This is a genomic window from Endozoicomonas sp. OPT23, from assembly GCF_009653635.1.
Taxonomy (GTDB): Bacteria; Pseudomonadota; Gammaproteobacteria; order Pseudomonadales; family Endozoicomonadaceae; genus Endozoicomonas_A.
In genome coordinates this window covers 91,193-111,456 of sequence record NZ_PPFD01000002.1, presented here as the reverse complement: position 1 = coordinate 111,456, position 20,264 = coordinate 91,193, and the positions used below count along the sequence as shown (strand labels likewise).

Sequence of the window (20,264 nt, the reverse complement as noted above, 5' to 3'; positions counted from 1 at the left end):
TCAGATATTGTAGCTATCAATCATCTTCTGCACAGTTCCGGACTTATGCATTTCCTGCAGAGTCCGGTTCAGTTGCTCAATCACTTCAGAGTCTGTTTCCTTATTCATCGCCAGCCAAAGTCCACTGCTGTTAAAAGTATGAACTGTTTTAACAGGTACTTTGAAATTGGCAGCAATATAAGGCGCTGTCAGTGAACTGGCAGCCCAGAGTTGAATATCGCCAGTCTTCAGACGTATAACATTCACTGCATCATTTTTGGCAGGCTTAATCGAAATTCCCTGCTCTACTAAAAAGTCTGTTACCACATCCGATTCATGGGAGCCAACCTTGTAGTTGTGCAGCCCTTTCAGCGTATCAACTTTCACATCAGTATCTGCTCTGGCCAGAATGACCCAGTCTTCGTTGTAAAGCGGGCCAACCCACTTGAACTTGTCTTCCCGCTCAGGGGTTCGAAAAGTGGAATAAACACCCGTTTCAGACGTGCTCTGTGCATCCCCATAGGCACTGTCCCAGTCTTTCAGAATATAGCTGACACTCAAATCTGTTTTACTGAACAGCTCCCTGACAATGTCCGTTGCAAAACCCGATACCCTGTCATTTCTAGCATAGGCGGAACCATTGGAGGTCATGTTCAGGGGAGGAAAGTTCTCGGTATAAAGCTTGAAGTCAGCCGCCAGAGTTATTCCAGACAAAAGCAGACCACAGCCCAGGGATAAAAACTGCTTTACTCGCATGGTTTCAGACACCTTTGGTCATCCGTAGCTCCAACCCTACAAAATACAGTTCATTGTTATTGGTTATATCTGTGTATTCAGTACAGTGAGCCTTGGTATATTCATAATTGCTCGCAGAGTATAAAAGAGCCCATACCCCTAAAAAAGATTACTCATCAAAAAACATCATCAATCAGGACTATTTTCCAAAAGATGCACAAAAAGCAAGAGATATGGCTTGTTTACATAATTAAGGCATGTGACAACACTTTATATACCGGCATCACGACTAATTTGCGAAGACGCTGGCGGCAACATTCAGGTGAGATAAAAGGCGGTGCCCGATTTTTTAATGGCAGAAAGCCCAGCTCTCTTGTTTTCGTAGAAACATTTTCAGACCGCTCTTCAGCCAGTGTTCGCGAAGCTGAAATCAAAAAGCTCTCTCGTCAGCAAAAAGACATATTGCTGTTATCGAGACGCAATCAGGTCTCCGATTATTCTGAAGTCAACCTGCAAAGTGAGCCGTAAAGCCAATGCAATCTATCTCTTTTTATAAATCCAGAGTTACGCTGGCAGTAATTTGTCTTGTTCTTGGCAAAACGAGCTACGCTGCCACCAGCAGTGAGTCAGCAAGATTAATCAATGATCTGAGATCAATGCTGAGTGCCGCAGAACAATATACAAGCGACACTGGCGAAGTTCTGACCATAACCTCAGACACCGATCCATCCTATGGATACCTTAAAATAGATCACCTGATAAAAAACCCGGGCACCTCAAACTGGCAAAGACCTTATCTTCCCTATCAGGACTATTGGTATGGTGGTGAACAGTATATTGATCACCCTGTTTACAATGCTGCACAGCTGCTGGTTAAGGAAGACGGCACAGACTGGGTTCGGGGTAGTACGCCTGATGGCTGTAAGAAATCTTCGCCTTCCTGCTCTATCTCCGCCTGCATCTGGCTGGTACCGGGTGATCTTGCACAGCAGGTCAACTATGAGGTCGACGGTGTTTTCAGTAAGGAAGATTCAGATGCCGACGGAAAGCTCAGATATGAGAATGGGTTGTTCGGTGGCATTGTCTGTTTAACGGGTGGCTCGTACCCAAAAGAACTGTCTCCCGTGAAGTAGCTGTCATAAATCCTCCATACTTTGCCCTTACTATTTTCACATCCAATACAATTTGATGGAGTGGAAAAATGGGTTTAGGTGGAATCAGTATCTGGCAGCTACTAATCGTTCTTCTCATTGTTGTAATGCTATTTGGCACGAAACGTTTGAAAGGGCTTGGCGGTGACCTCGGTGGCGCTATCAAGGGATTCAGAGCCAGCGTGGCTGACAACAGCGATGAATCAAAATCAGATGACGTAAAAGAAAAGAACCTGGCCCATGAAAAAGCCTGAGGACGCATTCTGTGTTTGATATAGGCTTTTTTGAGCTACTGCTGATTACAACAGTGTCTCTGGTTGTTCTCGGGCCGGAGAGATTGCCTGAGACTCTCCGTAAAACAGGTCAGTCTATCAGGGCAGTTAAAAATGGAGTCCAGAGTATGAAGGAATCGGTCAGTCGTGAGCTGCAGCTGGATGAGATACAGCAGGAACTTTCTGATACTCCATCTACCAAGAAGAAAGCCGACTAGCTTTCTTCTCTTGCTGATTGCCACTTCTCACTGACTCTCTATAAAGCACTATTCTTCCCTGAATTAAAAAAGCCCGGCATTCAAAACCAGGCTTTTTCAGTTGTACTTACTCAAACGGTGCTTACTCAGACAGCAATTTCGCCACTGTCATCCTTTGTGATAACTACAGTAGCTGCCCGTGGTCTTACATCATCACTGGAAGCTTCTGCTGCATTACGGGTGCCATAGGCTGGCCAGTTACCCGGATGCTGGATATTAATAAAGAAGTTCTTATTGTCACCGGTGAAGGCCAGACCGGTTACTTCAGAACCGTTAGGGCCAACAAAAAAGCGCTTCAGCTGATCCTGGTTTTCGGACCCAAGCACAGCTTTATCACCCTTACTGCTCAGTTCGGATGGAATAATGGCCAGCATCTGATCGTTGGTATTTTCCTCTACTTCATCAGCACCGTTATCAGTCTGAACCCATAGAATGCCACGATCATCAAATACCAGGCCGTCAGGGCTGGCCAACTCATTGGCACTAGTCAAACCAGACAGGTTGGTCTGGACATCACCAGCAGCAGGAGAACCAAACAGGAAGAATTCCCAGCTGAAACTTGTAGCCTCTGAACCTTCATCCCAGCGAATAATATGCCCAAACTTATTATTGTCTCTTGGGTTGGCAACATTGGTATCGTTGCTGGTGCTGTCATCAGTATTATTGCGCTTGGTGTTATTCGTCAGAGTTACGTAGACACTACCAGTAACAGGATCAACAGCAGTCCACTCAGGGCGATCCATTGGAGTAGCTTTTACCCAGTCTGCAGCCAGAGGCGTATTCAGAATAATATTCGCCAGAGAACCGAGTCGGCCGCCAAGCGTTTCATCTGTACCAGGGATTGGCGTTGATGCAACCAGCGGCACCCAGACACCTTTTCCGCTTTCATTAAACTGGGCTACATACAGAACACCTTCATCCAGATACTTGGCACCTGTCGCCAGTTTATTGGTTGAATTGGCATCTTCAGGAGCCCAGAGCTCTTTGGAAACAAATTTATAAATATACTCGAAACGACCATCATGACCGGAGTAGTAAACAATAGGTTTACCTGCTTCTACCTTGCCAAAAGAACAGTCTTCATGACGGAAACGCCCCATAGCCGTTCTCTTTACTGCTTTTGAGCCTGGTGAAAAGGGATCAATTTCTACAATATAGCCATGGCCGTTTGCTTCATTGCGGTAATCCTCTGTGGCATTGGCTCCGGTGGGCGTGATATTAAAGCGACTGAACTCGCCTATAACACTGTCCCCCTGAATCGTATCCCATTGATAACGACTGCCCCTGTCACCAAACCCTATTCTATCTTCGCCTTCGGTCATGGTTCCCTTATGAACGAAGTAACCCGGCCAGTTTTCTTCACAAGTCAGGTAAGTGCCCCAGGGCGTATGACCATTACCACAGTTATTCATGGTACCCCGGGCAATATTCAGTTTGCCTCGGGACTCGGTGTAAGGGGTCTGCAGCAATTCACTGCCCGCAACCGGACCGGAAATATCCATTTCAGTCGCACTGGTAAAACGATTGTTATATGGGCTATTGGCAACAACATCCCAAACACCTGAAGTCAGTCGTATATGAATAACCGAAACACCGTGAGCATAAATTTCCTTCCGTGCCTCTTCAGCAGCAAAGGGTGGAACAATTTCATCATACTTTACCGGAGCATGAACTCGACCCTCTGGATGCAAAGCTTTACGGTCAATATATTCATGGTTTACACAGAGAAGGCCTTCAGTACTGCTTCCTTCCAGTGGAAAAAAATGCATACCGTCATGGTGCATGCCCACAGAATTCAACTGATCATCAGAAGTGTTGCTACCGTCGATTTTCCATGGATTCGCATTTGAATTCAGAGGTGTTCCCCATGGAGCAAGAACCTGCGCTGAATAGCCGGAAGGAACAGCAACACTGTCCAGTTTTGATCCAGGAATCGAATCAAAACCAAGAGTCAGAGAAGAATCCTGAGATGCAGGGGTAGTTGAATTTGAACTGCTGGATGAGCTATCACAACCCACCAAACCCGTACTGGCAACAGCACCAAAAGCCGCCAGAATACCACCACGCTTAAGCACGCCTCGGCGGCTCAGTTCTTTTTCAAGAACCGTAGAGATAGGTTTGTTATCAGATTTATTATATATGGTTGGATCGAAAGTAAATTTACTCATCTTAAGTCCCTGCTTAATAGCACTTGTTATGACCAATCCTCATGGCTAGTGCTATTAAACGACGGACTTATTTCAGGAGAATGTCCTTTAGATGTCGTAGCTGTGACATAACTGTTTCAAATCTGTGTCGGTACAATGACAGTCTTTGTAGTTCTCTTGTTTAGCCACCAATTTGCGCCAGGCTGGCGGTATTACCTGTATACCCCTGATCAAGAAAATGCCCATCGACTTTCAGTCGCAATACCTTCTGAATTTCAGCAATCAGTTCTTCTTGCTGATCGTCACTCTGCAGTAAATGCCTGAGGTCATGACCACCATCGGCAAACAGGCAAAGCTGTAAATGTCCCTGACTGGTGACCCGGAGGCGGTTGCAGTCTTTACAGAAATCTTTTGAGTAAGGCGTGATCAGGCCAATACGCCCAACGTAATCAGGATGGCAGTATTCATGAGCTGGACCTGCGTCTTTCATACGGGTCATACGAACCCAGCCACGTTCAAGCAGCTGATCTCTGATCGCCTGACCTGGTACATGGTACTTATCAAAGAAAGCACCGTTATCACCGGTCTGCATCAGCTCGATAAAACGCATGGTGATGGGTTTATGTTTTATCCAGTCGAGATAATCCTGAAGCTGAACATCATTGACACCCCTCATCAGTACCGCATTCACCTTAATCTCAGGTAAACCCTTGGCAAAAGCTTTATCCATACCGCCAAGAATTTCCTGCAGGCGGTTATGACCGGTGATCAATTCAAATGCTCTTGGGTCAAGACTGTCGACGCTGACATTGATGTTATCAACGCCCGCATCCAGCCAGGATTCCACCCGACGGTCCATCTTGTAGCCATTGGTTGTCATGGCCACTCGTCTGATACCGGGCACAGACTTGATGACTCTAACGATATCCCTGAAGTCCGAACGCAGAGTCGGCTCACCACCGGTCAGACGAATTTTTTCCACACCTAACACTGCAAAAGCAGACACTAGTCGTGTTATTTCTTCAAGGGAGAGTGTCGATTTGTGATGGTGCTCTCCACAACCATCAGGCAAGCAGTAGTTGCAGCTGAAGTTACAGAGGTCGGTCAGTGACAACCTTAAATAGGGAAAGGAGCGCCCCTGACTGTCTTGCAGCAGCTCACGGCTGCCTTGTATAGATTGTTGCAGCGAGTTCATTTCACACCTTTCCAAGTACGGGAGGCTCAAACATTTCTGTTGGAACCCTGGCAGTTGATGAGTTATTCATTCAACTGCGGCTTTCGAACCTTACTGACATCATCCATAAACTATGGCAATGCAGCTTAGGCTGAAAAGCTCGGCGCTATAGCAAATTTTGTGAAATGAATCCTACTCTTATACTCCTGAAAAGGCCATGCCACCTTATAGGTAAGGCAACGTTTAGAGCTTAAACTCTCGTTATTCTAAACGAAGACTAAAAGCTTGTCGGGGTAAGATGATTGCAGTAATGGAGAACGTGCTTAGTTCTTAAACTCCTTGCCTCATTGTTCAAAACAGACCTTTCACTCTGAATCGGACTCATAGCTATCACCATCAGAATCAAACTCTTCCGATAATTCTGAAACAAGTGTGGCATCGTCATCAGCTTCCTGGTCATCTCTGTATGCTTTTCTGATTTTGATTCTCTGCGCGTCATCAAGAGCTTTTGAAACACCATCACCATCAAAAAAAACGGGTGTTTTTGCAGCATCACCTATGGCTATCGATTTACCAAAAACCAAAGTACATTCTGGAGAGTCCAGCTGAGCCTTTTCCAGCTCAAATACATTTTGACTGAGCTTATTTTTCTTCAATGACCTTTCGTCACCGGCTGCTCTTTGAACAATCGAGAGATCTTCTAATTTTGCGGCCTGATTAAGTCGGGCCTGAGACAGTGCAACCTTACAGATATTACGATTCCACTCCAGCTGCTTGCTCTTGCTCAGGTTGTCTGGACACTCACCTGCCACCCAGACCTTGCGGGACTTATCGTGTGATTTCAAAAGATAAGTATCGGGCAACATTGAGCTCTTCCAGCCGAGATCTTGCAACTTTTTCAATTCAAGCGAACTGTACTTCGCTTTCCAGATATCAATACTTACTGATGCCGGAAGTTTCTCAAGTTCTTCTGAGTGAACATATGCACACTGACACCAACCGCTTTTAAAGTGTTCAAATTCAGTTTCATCAATAGGAATATCAAAATCCTGAGCAAGTAAAAGCCTTGTAAAACCTGAGGTACCATCTGCATGAATAAAGTTATCAAAAGCTATAATTTTTCCACTACCTTTTGCTTGAACCGTTTGTAAAAACGGTTCAATTTCTTCTATAGAGAATCCTTTTTCAACGGTAATCTGTTCCGAGTAAAGGTCTTCTACTGCAGCCATTAAAATTCGCTGAATAACGTCTACCTGTAACTCTGTCTTATATCGATTGCCTCTGATTTTTTCCTGCAATTTCCCTAAAGATTTATGATGTGTCGGTTCCGATTTTTTCCTGTGCGAAAATACATAATCTTTGCCACGACTCAGTTCAAGAGCGTCCAGAAGCTCCAAAAAATAATCAATTTCATGACTGGAGATTGACAGGACAGATGAACGGATATCCCAGCCACCTTCATCGCGGGCTTCAACAATACATACTTTATGCCCTTGTTTCGCAACTTCAATACCGGCCATTAAACCTGCGGGCCCCGCACCAGCAACAACTACCGGAAAATGCCTGATACCTTCTTTCCTGAAACACTCCATTCGAGTGCGATCAAGCTCTGCGCGACTGCCGACTGTCATTGCCTGATCAAAATATTGCCTTGCTACTATTTTACTGAGTTGCTCCGACGAAATTAATTCACCCTGAGATGTCACAGGCAGAGAAATCTCTCGCTCTACAATCGCTAAAGCCTTTGGTTCTGAATGTGATTCAGCCGTAATTTTATTGTCAGATCTGGACGTTTCCAACACTCTTCCCGAAGCTGTGAGGGTTTTTCCGTTTTCCAGCACAGCTTTACTGCTTATCTCTGGTGGTGAATAGATCGCTCCCCCGCTTACGCCATTTCCTGATTTGTTAAGCCCCATTCAACCAACCTCAAAGTTCCTTTTCCTTAGATTCATTGTAGCCAACAGTCTTTGGTTTACGTGGGCACAAGGCGTCTGGCGAAAAAGAGGTACACGGATTGTACTGGTGAGAATTGTCCAATAGACTCAGCCGGAGACTACAGACGGAAACATTCATGCTGAAACGCATAGAGTCCTTTCCCCTGCCATTGATCGGCTTCGCCGCATTCAGTGGTACAGGTAAAACCACACTGCTTGAAAAGCTGGTCCCCATACTGGTCAGCAAAGGTATTCGTGTCGGTATCATCAAAGCATCCCATCACAGTGTTGACCCAGATACACCGGGAAAAGACAGCTATCGCCTGAGAAAAGCAGGCAGTTCCCAATTAGTACTCAGCACACCGGAACGGTCAATCTGTTACACCGAATATTCAAAGCCAGCAGACCCGTTACTGACCGATCAACTGAAACTGCTGGATACCCGTCAGCTGGACCTGGTAATTGTTGAAGGGTTTCGTGATCAAGCTTTTGCCAAGATTGAATTGCACCGACAGGCATTTGAACGGCCTCTGCTGCATCCGAAAGATAACAACATTATCGCTATTGCCTGGGATCTTACCGAACCTCAGGAAACACCCATTCCTCAGCTGGACATCAACCAGCCTGAACAGATTGCTGATTACATACTGGATTGTTTAAAGGAGAGCGCTCAATGAGTGATTGCTGTTCCGCCCCCGGCCTTATGCCGCTGGAAGAAGGCCTCAGTCGCCTGATCAACGAAACAACCGCAGTAACTGATATTGAACGTATCAATATGCAGTTCTGTCTTGACCGCGTGCTGGCTAAAGATGTGGTGTCACCAGTTAATGTGCCGTCCCACAATAATTCAGCCATGGATGGGTATGCCCTGAGACTGGCTGATCTGGAAAATACGGACTCTCTGCCACTTGCGGGCAACTCTCTGGCAGGTCACCCTTTTCAGGGGGATATGCCTGCCGGTCAGTGTGTACGGATCATGACCGGCGCTAGTATTCCAGCGGGTGCTGACACAGTGATCATGCAGGAACACACAGACTTTTGTGACAAAAGCTCTTCAGGAGCCACTGTTCAGTTTCTGAAGAAACCTGTCAAAACCGGCAACAATATTCGACTGGCGGGTGAAGACATCCAGGAAGGTCTGACAGTATTCACGGCAGGACACCGGGTTCGTCCGCAAGACCTTGGCTTGCTGGCCTCTCTTGGCATTCCCGAACTGGATGTTTATCGCCGGGTAAAGGTTGCACTGTTCTCCACGGGTGACGAGCTGAAACTCCCTGGCGAACGTCTTGATCATGGCGACATCTACGACAGTAATCGTTTTGCTGTGAAAGCCATGCTGAACCGGCTGGGGGCAGAAATAATTGACCTTGGTCTTCTGAAAGATGATCGTGATGAGCTGCGCAGAGCCTTTGCTGAAGCCGATCAACTGGCCGATGCGGTTGTGACATCAGGCGGTGTCTCCGTAGGGGACGCGGACTTTGTTAAGGATGTTCTCAACGAAGTCGGTGAAACCTCTTTCTGGAAACTGGCGATCAAGCCAGGCAAGCCTTTCGCCTTTGGTAAACTGCCCAACAGTGTCTTCTTTGGTCTGCCAGGCAACCCTGTTTCTGCCACGGTTACTTTCCAACAGCTTGCAATTCCGGCGCTGCTGCATATGATGGGCGCCAAACCTGAGCCGGGTATAGAACTGAAAGCAATCTGCCGTACATCTTTGAAAAAGCAGCCGGGTCGAAAGGATTTCCAGCGTGGCATTGTCTCTACCAATGATGACGGCCAGTTGGAAGTCGTAACAACCGGTAGTCAGGGTTCGGGAATCCTCCGTTCCATGAGTATGGCTAACTGTTATATTGTTCTGCCCACATCTCAGGGGAATGTTGATGCTGGAGAAACTGTGACCGTGCAGATGTTCGACCGAGCACTTTTCTAGCCTGCACTGCATTAAACAGATTCATGACTTTACCGGTGTCCTTTGCGGCGCCGGTTTTGTGGTTTCATTATTCGGTTTATAGAGCGAAAACGAACAGGGTATTGTGAAGCTGGTATGGTCAGATTTTCACAGTTTATTTCAGAAAAATGTCATTGTTGTAACATTTCTGAAACATAAGACCATTAAGTTCGCTTTCATCAATTTTGTATAGCACCAAGGTGCAGAAAATGTCTGAAGCAACGAGCACAGTCAGCACTAATAAAGCAAACGCTGACTATAAGCTGACAACCCGCCATTATGGCAGGATCTGGATGCGCGTTATCCTGTGGGTCTACGCTCTACTGGTAGCAGTAAGCGTGGTAGGCTCCGGTTTTAAAATGGCCGTGGGTGGCGCAGAAGCAGCAGCTGAACTATTCAGCTTTGCTAACAACGCCATTCTGGCACTGGTAGCAGGTACCCTTGCTACAGCCCTGGTACAGTCTTCCAGTACCGTAACCTCTGTGATTGTGGGCCTGGTGGCCGGTGGCCTGCCGGTGGAAATGGCGATCCCGATGATCATGGGTGCCAACATCGGTACAACCATTACCAACACCCTGGTAAGTCTGGGTCACATGGGCTGCAGCAAGTCCTTCAAGCGTGCCTTTGCTGCTTCCACAGTTCATGACTTCTTCAACTATCTGGCGGTATTGATATTCCTGCCACTGGAAATCATGACCGGCTTCCTGAGCAGCATGTCTGTTTACGTTGCTGAAGCCGTTGTTGGTGGTTCTTCCATGGACATCAAGAGCTTCAACTTCATCAAGCCTCTGACCAAGCCTGCTGTAGAAATCGTGAAAGGTTTCGCGGGCACACTGCCTGACCATACACTGGGCGGACTGGCGATGATTGCTATCGGTATCGGTCTGATCTTCACCGCAGTTGTGAAACTGGGCAAGCTGCTGAAGAAAGTAATGGTAGGTCGTGCCAAAGATGTACTGCACAAGTCTATCGGTCGCGGCCCAATGTCCGGTATTGCTTCCGGTACGGTTATGACCGTTATGGTTCAGTCTTCCTCAACCACCACCAGCCTGATGGTGCCACTGGTTGGCTCCGGCGTCTTTACGGTTCGCCAGATGTATCCGGTAACACTGGGTGCCAACATTGGTACAACCATCACAGCTCTGCTAGCGGCTACCGCGGTTGTTGGCTCTGCAGCTCTGCCGGCAATGACTATTGCCCTGGTGCACCTGTTCTTCAACCTGCTGGCTGTATTGGTTATCTACGGCATCAAGCCACTGCGTGAGATTCCACTCTGGGCTGCCGAAAAACTGGCTGACCTGGCGGTAAAACGCAAAATTTATGCCTTTGTTTATCTGGTTATGGCCTTCTTTGTCATACCTGGACTGGGTATTCTGCTCGCCCAGTAAGCAGTTCTTAACTTGCTGATTGGAGTGAAGCTTTCTGCTTCACTCCTTTTTTCACTTCTACATTCCGCATTTAATCCTTCTCTGCAATTGAAAACCTCGCCTGCCAGACGACAACTACTGTATCCCTAACAGACCAGTGGTATTTATTTATGTCCGGTTTAATACAGGCTGAAGGTCGCTTCTCCGTCATAGACCCTCACTTGAGAGGTGATGTGCTCGATGAAGCCAAAAGCCGCGGCCTGTTTCGTATTGCCGGTCGTTTGCGGGAACTCGTTCGATTTTCTCCTTTAAAACGTAACCTGAATGTCAGCCAGGCTCCTGTCTCTTACAGTGAACGGCCTGAGCCTGTCGAAACACCACTTCGCCGACGTCGAGCCCACGCTATTCGCAACAGACCGCTTCCCACGGTAAGAAAGCCTGTTCAGCCCGGCCCTGTAAATCATGAAGCCAGATATCTTCAGACTGTTGTCTCTGACGCCGCTAAAAGTCATGCCAGCAAAGGCAGCGTACCTGAGCACCTGATCACCACTCATCATAATGCCATTGAACATGTAGCTATCGGAGGTGATGAAATTTTTGGTGATTTTGCAGAGGTTATAAAAAGCGCCAGGGACGAAATCTTGATTCAAACCTTCTCCTGGGAACCTGACTCCCCCGGAGTACAAAAACAGATTGTACCGGCCATAAAAGCACTTCAGGAAGAAGCCAGACGGCACCCTGAACGATTCAAACTGCCACTTAAAATACGCATTCTGGTCAATCAGGCTCGCGGCCCTGCAGCCAAATTCATGAAAAGAAAAAAGGGTAACCGCCCACCAACGGCTGATTACTTGCTGCCCAATTTAGGCAAGATTGACAGAAGACTTCTGGATATCAAAGGTGGCGTCCATGTGAACAAAGTCACTGATGCTCTGCACAGCAAAACGATAGTCGCAGATGGCTACCGGGCAGCCATCACCGGAGCCAATGTTCAGCGCCGTAATCATGCCAGTGATCAGGGAAAGGGCAGACCCGCTTTTGATACCGGCTTAAGGTTCCGCGGTGAAGTAGGAGAAGCCCTGAGAACCAGTTTTGCTCACAACTGGGAAAATGGTCTGGATACCAAAGACAGACCGAATAAAAAAATGAGAGCGCTAAGGCGGCCGCCAAAAATGACAGGGCTAAGTGAAACCCCCATAACAGTGCTCTCTCGTAGATCCAACGCCAACATTGCCGATCGTTCCCTGAAAGATCCGCAGGGGCAGGGCTTCACTGCAGCTATACGCAATGCTCACTCGGAAGTATGTATTCAGTCTCCCAACCTCAACAATCCTGAGATCATCAAGGAGCTGGTCGATGCTGCCAACCGCGGAGTACAGGTAAAACTGCTGCTATCAAAACGTTTTAACGAACAAAGAGAGAGCTCAACCGGTGCCGGGGGAACCAATGCTCAGGCTGTAGAGACCATCAGGAAGTTATCCAGTAACAATCCCAGTATAGATATCCGCTGGTATGTACCACCCGGTGAAACAGAAGCGGTAGAAGAGAATAAAATGGGGGATGGTGCCAGCCACGCCAAGTTTGCCAGCTTTGATGACCAGATGGCGATTACTGGCTCTACCAACATGGACAACCAGAGTATCTACTATGCTGATGAAACTTCCATAGCCATCTCGGGAAAAGACAATACACTCTATATAAAAAATCGTATATTCACTCCGGCGTTTGATCGAAGTGTTTCGGCTTGATAGAAAGTACTTTGATAGAATAGTGACCTGATAAAATCACGGCCTGATAGAAGAAAGGTCTGTTTCATTTCCAGTTAGGGAAGTTGTACCAAAAGCATGAATATCAGTACTGCCTGTGGGATTTCCCTGCTGCTTCATCTGGCAGTTCTGTTAGCTCTGAATACAGCGCCTTCACGATCAGCTTCGGCCCCTTCACCTGCAACACACTCCGTGCAGATCAGTATCAGGCAAGCTGAATCAATAAAGTCTGCAGAAAAAATACCTGTTTTACCCGAGCCAGAAGAACAAAAAACACCTCTTGCACAAAAAACTGAAGAGCCCGTTAAGTTACAGAAGCCCAACGAAAGCAACTCTGAAAGCAAGCCTGTTATCCGTCAGATGGCAAAGGTTCAACCCGCTAAAAGTGCTACATCAAAACCTTCTCCAAAATCGAAGAAACAATTTCAGGAAAAACCTGAGGAAAAAAGCACAAAGCCAATCGAGCAAGTGGCCGAAGCTTCGGAGCATAAATCGGATGAAGACCGCCAGAAGAGTATTCAGGAGAATCCAATTCAACAGCAGCAACTGGTATATGCTGCAACGGTTGATTCCCTGTCCCAAAAGGATTCAGCTATGGAGGAGTGGAAATCGAAACTCTACAGCTTGATCAATCAATACAAACGCTACCCTTATCAGGCCAAACGCAGAAAACAGGAGGGTGACGTACAACTTAAAGCAGTGATTGGCTCTGATGGCAGCCTTATTAAAGCGGAAGTTTTATCGGGTAATCGGCTGTTCCATAAAAGTTCTCTACAGGCCTTAAAGCAATCCATGCCTCTAACTCCTCCCGGTAACAGCAATATCAGCATTCAGCTGAATATCCGTTATCGACTGCTGTAACCTGTCAACCCTTCAGGGCTTCGTAATAATCTTCGTACTCTTCCCGAACTTCACTCAGTTTCTGTTGCACCAACGGCGCTAGTTTAGTTCGCAAAGTATTCAGATTTGCTCCCTGAAACCAGCTTTCAGCCCGAGAACCCGCCTGACTTCGACTGTGAAAATCGCGATTTATTGCGCTATCGAGCTTTTGTGGATTAGAAAGTAGAACATCCAGCTTAGCTTTAAACTGCTCTGGGCTACTGCTGCTACCCAAAACTCTATCAGTCAGAGTATTATCCAGATCTCTTGCCAATAAATTTAAGGCTGTCAGGTCAAACATACCCTTTGCCATACCCATATCGACATTAAGCTCAGACAGGTCCATATCAGATAATGCATTCCAGGCCAGCTTCAACGACTTCATATCGTTATAGCTCTGCTCAAGGTAGTCACAGCACTCCTGTATATCACCACCAGCCAGCAGATCCAGAAACTCTTCATGATAGAGCAGACCCTCACCATCAGGATTCATGACTTCTGGCTCGATTTCAGAGTCGCTACGAACCTCTCTGTATACCGTACTTGTTTTTTCTTTCAGCTCTGGTGGCTCATGCACAGCGGCTTTTTGCCCTGGCCTCTCTGGCAATTTCTGAGTCTCTTTAGCCACATTCTTATTGATCAGGTTATTATTTTCATCCAGTTCAACTTCTGAGGTCACTACAAGCTCGCCCTCTGGCTGATCAACAGAACTGTCGTTACTTTCAACTTGTTGGGACTGCAGAGTTTCCTTATTTTCGATCTCTGTAAGAATATCTTCAGATAATGGCAAGCTATCAGCCTCTGAAGGTAATGACGTTTGTTCAACGGGCAGTTCAGGTAGTTCAATACCATCCGTGTCTTTAAAAGCATCCATAGTCAGAGGACGGTCGATACCTGCCTGTTCAAGAACTCTGGTAAGCCCTTCCTGAGGTACTTTCTGCCTGGGGTTACTGACACTAGCCGTTTTCACAACCTCATCAAGAGAATTTTGTGGCGGCTGGTTTATTTGAGTACGCGCCGGTGCGACTTCCACCTTGAACGCAGACACAGGTTTTGCCTGAGGAGCCGTTTTAGAAAGCTGTCTACCGTCATTGAGCTTATTTTGCTGGTTCTGCTGCTGAACCTTCCGACCAGAGAACTTGCCAATGAGCTTTTTGAAAAGGCCAATCTTCTTGTTTTGATCAATAACCTGTGGGTTCTGTACCTGACCTGCAGAGGCTCTGTCTATCCCTGACACAATTTTTCTTCCATGACTCTTTTGATCAAGTATAGGTTTTGATCTCGGTACTTATGTACCTTTCCCCTTAACCCTGCCCTAACTGTGCTGATATAGTACTTATCAATTAAGAAAATTATTCGATGGAAACAGTAAGGCATGGCAGATAAACCCCTGACAGGACTCGCCGCTCGCCTGGTAGTAGACCAGCTGATTGATGAAGAGACTCTTCGCTCAGCCGAATCCCAGGCACTGAAAGCCAGAAAGCCCCTTTCCCGCTACCTTGTGCAGGAAAAACTGGTTTCAGCCCAGAATATTGCCAAAGCCACAGCGGAAGAATTTGGATTGCCGTTGCTGGATTTGAATGCCTTTGACAAGGAAAACCTGCCCAAGGAGGTCATTCCTGAAAAGCTGATTAGCAAACACAAGGTTTTGCCACTGGTGAAGCGTGGCGCCAGACTGTTTGTGGGTGTTGTAGACCCCAGCGATCATAAAGCCATTGAAGAGATTCGCTTCAATACCGGTTTGATGGTGGATTCGGTACTGGTTGAGGAAGACAAACTCGAGAAGCTGATTGAAACCTTCCTCGACAGTGGTGATGCCCTTGCTGACTTTGATGACGATGAATTCGGCAATCTTGAAGATCTGGAAGTTGGTGCTGTTGATGATCCGGCTGATGAGGACGGCGGTAACCCGGACGATGATGCCCCGGTCGTTAAGTTCGTGAACAAGATGTTGCTGACCGCCATCAAAAGCGGTGCATCCGACCTTCACTTTGAACCTTATGAAAAAACCTATCGGGTGCGTTTCCGTACTGACGGTATTCTTCAGGAAATCTCCAAACCACCTTCAGGGCTAGCTCCAAAGATTGCTTCCCGTTTGAAAATCATGTCTGCCATGGACATCTCCGAGCGCCGTAAGCCTCAGGATGGCCGTATCAAGATGAAGCTGTCCAAGAACAAGTCCATCGACTTCCGTGTGAACACCCTGCCAACACTCTGGGGTGAGAAGATCGTATTGCGTATCCTTGATCCTTCCAGTGCCAAGATGGGTATCGATGCTCTGGGTTATGAAGAAGCCCAGAAAGATTTTTATATGGACGCTCTCCATCAGCCTCAGGGCATGATTCTGGTAACAGGACCTACCGGTTCCGGTAAGACGGTATCTCTCTATACCGGTCTGAACATCCTGAATACCGAAGAACGGAACATCTCCACTGCGGAGGACCCGGTAGAAATCAACCTGGAAGGTATTAATCAGGTTAACGTAAACCCCAAACAGGGCATGGATTTCTCTCAGGCGCTGCGAGCCTTCCTGCGTCAGGATCCCGACATCATCATGGTGGGTGAGATTCGAGATCTGGAAACCGCGAACATTGCGATCAAGGCGGCGCAGACCGGTCACATGGTAATGTCGACCCTGCACACCAACAGTGCGCCGGAAACCCTGACCCGTTTGCAGAACATGGGGGTACCGTCCTTTAACATCGCTACCTCTGTCAGCCTGATCATCGCTCAGCGTCTGGCACGTCGCCTGTGCAGTAACTGCAAAACTGAAATGGAGATTCCCAAAGAGGCACTGCTGGAACAGGGCTTTACTGAGGAGCAGACTCAGGATGCCATTATCTTTGGCCCGAAAGGCTGCGACCAGTGCAACAAGGGTTACAAAGGCCGTGTCGGTATCTACGAGGTGGTGAAGATCACTCCACCATTGCAGCAAATCATCATGGCTGAAGGTAACTCGCTGGAAATTGCAGCAATTGCTGACAAGGAAGGTTTCAACAACCTTCGTAAGTCCGCCATCATGAAAGTGCTGCAAGGTGTCACCAGTCTGGAAGAAGCTAACCGGGTTACCGCAGACTAAACATTACCCTCGGGGTAACCGACTCTCAGGTGCCCCATTCCTTCTGCTTCTGTACTCATCACACCTTCCCCAAACTTCTATAGTGAATAAATGACCAGACTTTATTCACTCTTATGAGCAATGATCTTTCAGGAGTTTCCGGCAGCTCCGGCCAATATTGGCAAACTGCGCCTGCTGTAGAGCGCCATGCTGATTTTAAGCACAGGAAAGTGACCAAAGCCCCTAACGATCAGCCGACACTATCTGAGCGACTGAAAGCCAAACAGAGTCCGGATAAGTCATTAAAACAGAGGAAGGTTGAGGTTGTTAAAGTCAGTACTGGCGGTTTGATTTCGATGGCCGCAAAAATCGCTAAACCTTTTGTTAACAAGGTTGCAGCTTTTGCCCAGAGTGAGCCTCACAAAGATCTGAAATCAGAGACGAAGTCACTGGATAAAGAAATCAGCAAGCTTGAGGGGCGAAACAAAAAGCTGGAAAACAAAATTCTCTCAACCAGACGACAGCTTCACCCACCGAGCCATGGTCCTTTCAAAAGCCCAGCTCCTGCTCCAGATCAGGTGGCCGGTCTTAAAGCAGACCTGCAACAACTTCAGTCCGAGAAATATTCTTTGGAACAACAACTGCAAAACTCAAAACAACAAAAGGACAATCTGGAATCAACCACCCGTCAACTTACAGAGCTGAATCCTGCAGACATCGATTTGGGCAGTGCTACATCCGCCAGCGCCAAACTCCTCAGCGGTATGAGAAACGCCTATAAATTCCACCAGAATCCGAAGAACGCAGATAAAGCCGCAGCCATAGACATAGGGACTTTAAAGTTGGGCAACAATCAATCAGTAAAAGATATGCAGCTGGTGATTGGCAGTATGAACACCAACTCTGATGGCTCTTTAACCATTCATGTGGACAAGTGCAGTGCCAGCCAGGCTCCAGAATTCAAGGGTCCCGTATCAGCCAGTGATATTGAGATCACGATCAAACCACCGCTCAGTACAAAAGTGACAGAGCTTCTGTCATGCAACGCATTAAAAGTGCCATCAAAACTGGCAGCTATGCAAAAAGAGATGATGGGAGAAGAGGAAGTGGCTGACCTATCAGAGTTCGTAAAAATTGATATGTCAGCAATGAGCTCTGGCAACTTGTCAGAACTGGACTCTCTGCCTGAAAACAACCCTATAAGAATGTTTCTGGAAAGCGTAATTCCAGGCAGTTCTTAATTGAAACCGGTACCTTTCAATTCACCAGCCCCTCATTCAGAAGAGTAACAGCTGCCTGAAGGGCATCAGTTTCCATCTTGTGAGTCAGAAATCTTCTGCTATCTCTTACTGCTGCCGTATAATCAACTTTACGTTGATCTTCACCGGGAGAGAAACTGCCATCAGCCCGAAGAGGATATAAATCCTTCTCTTCAACATTATTTAGCACACTGACCATTTCTGGCACATAGTATTCTTCATATCTGCTTCCCTGCATCTTTGCCGGATTAATTTCCAGCCTTTCCATATAATCTCTGAAATGTCCGTAGGCAAAGCTTCGCTTGTCTTCATAGGTTTCTTTCATTTCTTTAAGAAAACCGTCCATTTTATTCCGCCTGTGACGTATCACAGCCTTTTTGGCTTTATTAAAACTGCAGCTTTTAAATAACTCATTTATGTATATCCAGACCATTTTTCTTCTCTTTATAGAGCCATAGTCTTTCAATGCTTTTTTTACTAATGCCTGGTCAACAACCTTGCATTCCTGGTACTTATTATTTTCATTACGAGTAACCAGTACTTTTCTTCCATGATAGCTGCCCGGCTCTTCAGCCCTTACCATCGGAACTCCCCAGGGAGATTGTCCAGCAAAATCTATAGAATTCATAATTCCCCCCCGGCAAAGTTATTTATGTTGCAGGGGATATATTATTTCTCGGGAACAAAGGAAGGACTGACAAGATTGTCAGAATAACTAACAGAATCGCAATAACACAGTAAGAAAAGAAGGAAGGCCTGTAGAGGCCGGTTACAGGCCTCTACAGAAAGGTAGCCCTATCAGGCCAGAGCGCTTTCTACGCCATCAAACTCTTCAACAATTTCAGCGTCAGGTTCAGATGTCGCCAGGCTTACTGCAACAATAGCGATAAAGGCAAACAGCATACCCGGTACGATTTCGTACAGGTCGAAGATACCACCGCTGAACTGTTTCCATGCCACTACAGTCACACCACCGATGATAATACCGGCCAGCGCACCGTTGCGGTTCATACGCTTCCAGTACAGGCTCATCAGCAGCGCAGGACCAAAGGCAGCACCAAAGCCAGCCCAGGCATAGGAAACCAGACCAAGAACGGAACTGTCTGGGCTCATAGCCAGAGCCAGTGCCACCAAAGCGATTACGATAACAGCACCACGACCCACCATCAGAACTTCTTCAGGAGTCGCGTCTTTGCGCAGAACCGCTTTGTAGAAATCTTCAGCCAGGGCAGAAGACGACACCAGCAGCTGGGAGTCAGCAGTACTCATGATGGCCGCCAGAATAGCTGCCAGCAGAATGCCTGCCATAACCGGATGGAACAGAGCGTTCACCAACACCATAAAGATGGTTTCGCCGTCGCCCAGAGAAGTGTTCAGACCTTGCAGGTAAAGGTAACCAATCAGGCCAACCATGATAGCGCCCATCATGGACAGTCCGGTCCAGATCACCGCAATACGACGAGCAGTCGGTACATCTTTTTCAGAACGAATACCGGCAAAACGAGCCAGAATATGTGGCTGACCAAAGTAACCCAGTCCCCAGGCCACCAGCGAAACAATGGCTATCCAGCTCAGAGTTTCACCCTTGGAATCTGTCCACGGGTCCAGCAACTGAGGGTTCTGCGCTGCCAACTGATCAGTAATGGACAGATCGGAGGTGCCTGTCTGAATCGCAATAACCGGTACTATCACCAGTGCCGCAGCCATCAACAGTCCCTGTACCAGGTCAGTCCAGGACACCGCCAGGAAACCACCAAACAGGGTGTAGGAGATAATGCAGACAGTTCCGACCACCACAGCCACGGTGTAATCAAGACCAAACACGGTTTCGAACAGTTTACCGCCCGCTACCAGACCAGAGCTGGTGTAGAACAGGAAGAACAGCAGGATAAAGAAGGCTGAAACCACCTGTAGCATCTTGGAGCCGTCACGGAAACGATTGGTAAAGAACTCTGGCAGAGTCAGGGAATCACCGGCAGCGTGACTGTAGACACGCAGACGACGAGCCATCAGCAGCCAGTTCAACCAGGTGCCCACCAGCAGGCCACCAGCCAGCCAGAAAGCTTCAAAACCTGAAGCAAAGGCATAACCGGGCAGACCCAGCAGCAACCAGCCACTCATATCCGAGGCACCGGCACTTAGTGCTGCAGGCCATGGACCCAGAGAACGACCACCAAGGAAGTAGTCAGCGGAGTTTGCGGTACGCTTCCAGGCCATATAGCCAATCAGCAGCATTACTCCCAGATAAACGACAAATGTTGCTATTGTCGCGAAGGTGTTTTCCACCATATGGATTGTCCTTATTATGAATTGTCTGTTTTACGTCAGGTATAGAGGGGCA

18 protein-coding genes and 1 riboswitch are annotated in these 20,264 nt (G+C 47.3%); of the genes, 11 read left to right on the top strand and 7 right to left on the bottom strand.

Features of this window, described 5'->3' with window-relative positions; translation table 11 throughout:
* Nucleotides 1-747 carry an ABC transporter substrate-binding protein gene (locus EOPP23_RS02370; protein ID WP_153764387.1) on the bottom strand — a complete coding sequence of 249 codons (747 nt, stop codon included), beginning with the start codon at nucleotides 745-747 and terminating at the stop codon, nucleotides 1-3.
* A gap of 180 nt (nucleotides 748-927) precedes the next feature.
* Between EOPP23_RS02370 and EOPP23_RS02365 the strand changes: the two genes are divergently transcribed.
* The 4 genes from EOPP23_RS02365 (at nucleotide 928) to tatB (ending at nucleotide 2,355) form a co-directional block, all read left to right on the top strand.
* On the top strand, nucleotides 928-1,242 hold the full coding sequence (locus EOPP23_RS02365) for a GIY-YIG nuclease family protein (protein WP_153764386.1): 315 nt from the start codon (nucleotides 928-930) through the stop codon (nucleotides 1,240-1,242).
* Between the two features lie 5 nt (nucleotides 1,243-1,247).
* Nucleotides 1,248-1,847: a type II secretion system protein gene (locus EOPP23_RS02360; RefSeq protein WP_228550537.1), complete on the top strand. Its 600-nt coding sequence runs from the start codon at nucleotides 1,248-1,250 to the stop codon at nucleotides 1,845-1,847.
* A gap of 68 nt (nucleotides 1,848-1,915) precedes the next feature.
* The gene (tatA, locus tag EOPP23_RS02355; RefSeq protein WP_153764385.1) at nucleotides 1,916-2,119 is read left to right on the top strand and encodes a twin-arginine translocase TatA/TatE family subunit; all 204 of its coding nucleotides are present in this window, start codon (nucleotides 1,916-1,918) and stop codon (nucleotides 2,117-2,119) included.
* 11 nt (nucleotides 2,120-2,130) lie between these two features.
* Nucleotides 2,131-2,355 (top strand): Sec-independent protein translocase protein TatB, encoded by a 225-nt coding sequence (gene tatB / locus EOPP23_RS02350; RefSeq protein ID WP_194842463.1) that lies wholly within the window; start codon nucleotides 2,131-2,133, stop codon nucleotides 2,353-2,355.
* A gap of 125 nt (nucleotides 2,356-2,480) precedes the next feature.
* Here tatB and EOPP23_RS02345 read toward each other — a convergent pair whose 3' ends face one another.
* The 3 genes from EOPP23_RS02345 to EOPP23_RS02335 form a co-directional block, all read right to left on the bottom strand.
* Nucleotides 2,481-4,562 (bottom strand): PhoX family phosphatase, encoded by a 2,082-nt coding sequence (locus EOPP23_RS02345; RefSeq protein WP_153764383.1) that lies wholly within the window; start codon nucleotides 4,560-4,562, stop codon nucleotides 2,481-2,483.
* Between the two features lie 160 nt (nucleotides 4,563-4,722).
* Nucleotides 4,723-5,736, bottom strand: a complete 1,014-nt coding sequence (gene moaA / locus EOPP23_RS02340; protein ID WP_153764382.1) for a GTP 3',8-cyclase MoaA — start codon at nucleotides 5,734-5,736, stop codon at nucleotides 4,723-4,725.
* Nucleotides 5,725-5,893, bottom strand: a riboswitch (molybdenum cofactor riboswitch). Its footprint overlaps the gene before it by 12 nt.
* Nucleotides 5,894-6,080: 187 nt before the next feature.
* Entirely contained in the window at nucleotides 6,081-7,631 is a 1,551-nt protein-coding gene (locus EOPP23_RS02335) for an NAD(P)/FAD-dependent oxidoreductase (protein ID WP_153764381.1), read from the bottom strand.
* A 155-nt stretch (nucleotides 7,632-7,786) separates the two neighbouring features.
* On the opposite strand from EOPP23_RS02335, the gene mobB reads away from it, so the two are divergent.
* From mobB to EOPP23_RS02310, 5 genes are all read left to right on the top strand, one after another.
* Nucleotides 7,787-8,326 (top strand): molybdopterin-guanine dinucleotide biosynthesis protein B, encoded by a 540-nt coding sequence (gene mobB, locus EOPP23_RS02330; RefSeq protein ID WP_153764380.1) that lies wholly within the window; start codon nucleotides 7,787-7,789, stop codon nucleotides 8,324-8,326.
* The gene (moeA, locus tag EOPP23_RS02325) at nucleotides 8,323-9,576 is read left to right on the top strand and encodes a molybdopterin molybdotransferase MoeA (protein WP_153764379.1); all 1,254 of its coding nucleotides are present in this window, start codon (nucleotides 8,323-8,325) and stop codon (nucleotides 9,574-9,576) included. Before mobB ends, moeA begins: the two co-directional genes overlap by 4 nt.
* 227 nt (nucleotides 9,577-9,803) lie before the next feature.
* Nucleotides 9,804-10,982 carry a Na/Pi symporter gene (locus EOPP23_RS02320; protein WP_153764378.1) on the top strand — a complete coding sequence of 393 codons (1,179 nt, stop codon included), beginning with the start codon at nucleotides 9,804-9,806 and terminating at the stop codon, nucleotides 10,980-10,982.
* Nucleotides 10,983-11,131: 149 nt separating this feature from the next.
* Entirely contained in the window at nucleotides 11,132-12,709 is a 1,578-nt protein-coding gene (locus tag EOPP23_RS02315; protein WP_153764377.1) for a phosphatidylserine/phosphatidylglycerophosphate/cardiolipin synthase family protein, read from the top strand.
* Nucleotides 12,710-12,805: 96 nt separating this feature from the next.
* The gene (locus EOPP23_RS02310; RefSeq protein WP_153764376.1) at nucleotides 12,806-13,588 is read left to right on the top strand and encodes an energy transducer TonB; all 783 of its coding nucleotides are present in this window, start codon (nucleotides 12,806-12,808) and stop codon (nucleotides 13,586-13,588) included.
* 4 nt (nucleotides 13,589-13,592) lie between these two features.
* Here EOPP23_RS02310 and EOPP23_RS02305 read toward each other — a convergent pair whose 3' ends face one another.
* Nucleotides 13,593-14,843, bottom strand: a complete 1,251-nt coding sequence (locus EOPP23_RS02305; protein ID WP_153764375.1) for a hypothetical protein — start codon at nucleotides 14,841-14,843, stop codon at nucleotides 13,593-13,595.
* Nucleotides 14,844-14,981: 138 nt separating this feature from the next.
* On the opposite strand from EOPP23_RS02305, the gene pilB reads away from it, so the two are divergent.
* Nucleotides 14,982-16,685, top strand: coding sequence for a type IV-A pilus assembly ATPase PilB (gene pilB, locus EOPP23_RS02300; RefSeq protein WP_153764374.1), 1,704 nt, complete (start codon nucleotides 14,982-14,984; stop codon nucleotides 16,683-16,685).
* Nucleotides 16,686-16,798: 113 nt separating this feature from the next.
* Nucleotides 16,799-17,905, top strand: coding sequence for a hypothetical protein (locus EOPP23_RS02295; protein WP_153764373.1), 1,107 nt, complete (start codon nucleotides 16,799-16,801; stop codon nucleotides 17,903-17,905).
* Nucleotides 17,906-17,921: 16 nt separating this feature from the next.
* Here the strand turns inward: EOPP23_RS02295 and EOPP23_RS02290 are convergent, their stop codons facing one another.
* Both EOPP23_RS02290 and putP read right to left on the bottom strand, forming a co-directional pair.
* Nucleotides 17,922-18,551 carry a hypothetical protein gene (locus EOPP23_RS02290; protein WP_153764372.1) on the bottom strand — a complete coding sequence of 210 codons (630 nt, stop codon included), beginning with the start codon at nucleotides 18,549-18,551 and terminating at the stop codon, nucleotides 17,922-17,924.
* Nucleotides 18,552-18,721: 170 nt separating this feature from the next.
* Nucleotides 18,722-20,212, bottom strand: a complete 1,491-nt coding sequence (gene putP, locus EOPP23_RS02285; RefSeq protein WP_153764371.1) for a sodium/proline symporter PutP — start codon at nucleotides 20,210-20,212, stop codon at nucleotides 18,722-18,724.
* Nucleotides 20,213-20,264 lie beyond the last annotated feature (52 nt).

Excerpts from the sequence above, each read along its gene's own strand:
- EOPP23_RS02365 (WP_153764386.1), top strand. The coding sequence starts at position 928 with ATGCACAAAAAGCAAGAGATATGGCTTGTTTACATAATTAAGGCATGT.
- EOPP23_RS02360 (WP_228550537.1), top strand. The coding sequence starts at position 1,248 with ATGCAATCTATCTCTTTTTATAAATCCAGAGTTACGCTGGCAGTAATT.
- tatA (WP_153764385.1), top strand. The coding sequence starts at position 1,916 with ATGGGTTTAGGTGGAATCAGTATCTGGCAGCTACTAATCGTTCTTCTC.
- EOPP23_RS02345 (WP_153764383.1), bottom strand. The coding sequence starts at position 4,562 with ATGAGTAAATTTACTTTCGATCCAACCATATATAATAAATCTGATAAC.
- moaA (WP_153764382.1), bottom strand. The coding sequence starts at position 5,736 with ATGAACTCGCTGCAACAATCTATACAAGGCAGCCGTGAGCTGCTGCAA.
- EOPP23_RS02335 (WP_153764381.1), bottom strand. The coding sequence starts at position 7,631 with ATGGGGCTTAACAAATCAGGAAATGGCGTAAGCGGGGGAGCGATCTAT.
- mobB (WP_153764380.1), top strand. The coding sequence starts at position 7,787 with ATGCTGAAACGCATAGAGTCCTTTCCCCTGCCATTGATCGGCTTCGCC.
- moeA (WP_153764379.1), top strand. The coding sequence starts at position 8,323 with ATGAGTGATTGCTGTTCCGCCCCCGGCCTTATGCCGCTGGAAGAAGGC.
- EOPP23_RS02320 (WP_153764378.1), top strand. The coding sequence starts at position 9,804 with ATGTCTGAAGCAACGAGCACAGTCAGCACTAATAAAGCAAACGCTGAC.
- EOPP23_RS02315 (WP_153764377.1), top strand. The coding sequence starts at position 11,132 with ATGTCCGGTTTAATACAGGCTGAAGGTCGCTTCTCCGTCATAGACCCT.
- EOPP23_RS02310 (WP_153764376.1), top strand. The coding sequence starts at position 12,806 with ATGAATATCAGTACTGCCTGTGGGATTTCCCTGCTGCTTCATCTGGCA.
- pilB (WP_153764374.1), top strand. The coding sequence starts at position 14,982 with ATGGCAGATAAACCCCTGACAGGACTCGCCGCTCGCCTGGTAGTAGAC.
- EOPP23_RS02295 (WP_153764373.1), top strand. The coding sequence starts at position 16,799 with ATGAGCAATGATCTTTCAGGAGTTTCCGGCAGCTCCGGCCAATATTGG.
- EOPP23_RS02290 (WP_153764372.1), bottom strand. The coding sequence starts at position 18,551 with ATGAATTCTATAGATTTTGCTGGACAATCTCCCTGGGGAGTTCCGATG.
- putP (WP_153764371.1), bottom strand. The coding sequence starts at position 20,212 with ATGGTGGAAAACACCTTCGCGACAATAGCAACATTTGTCGTTTATCTG.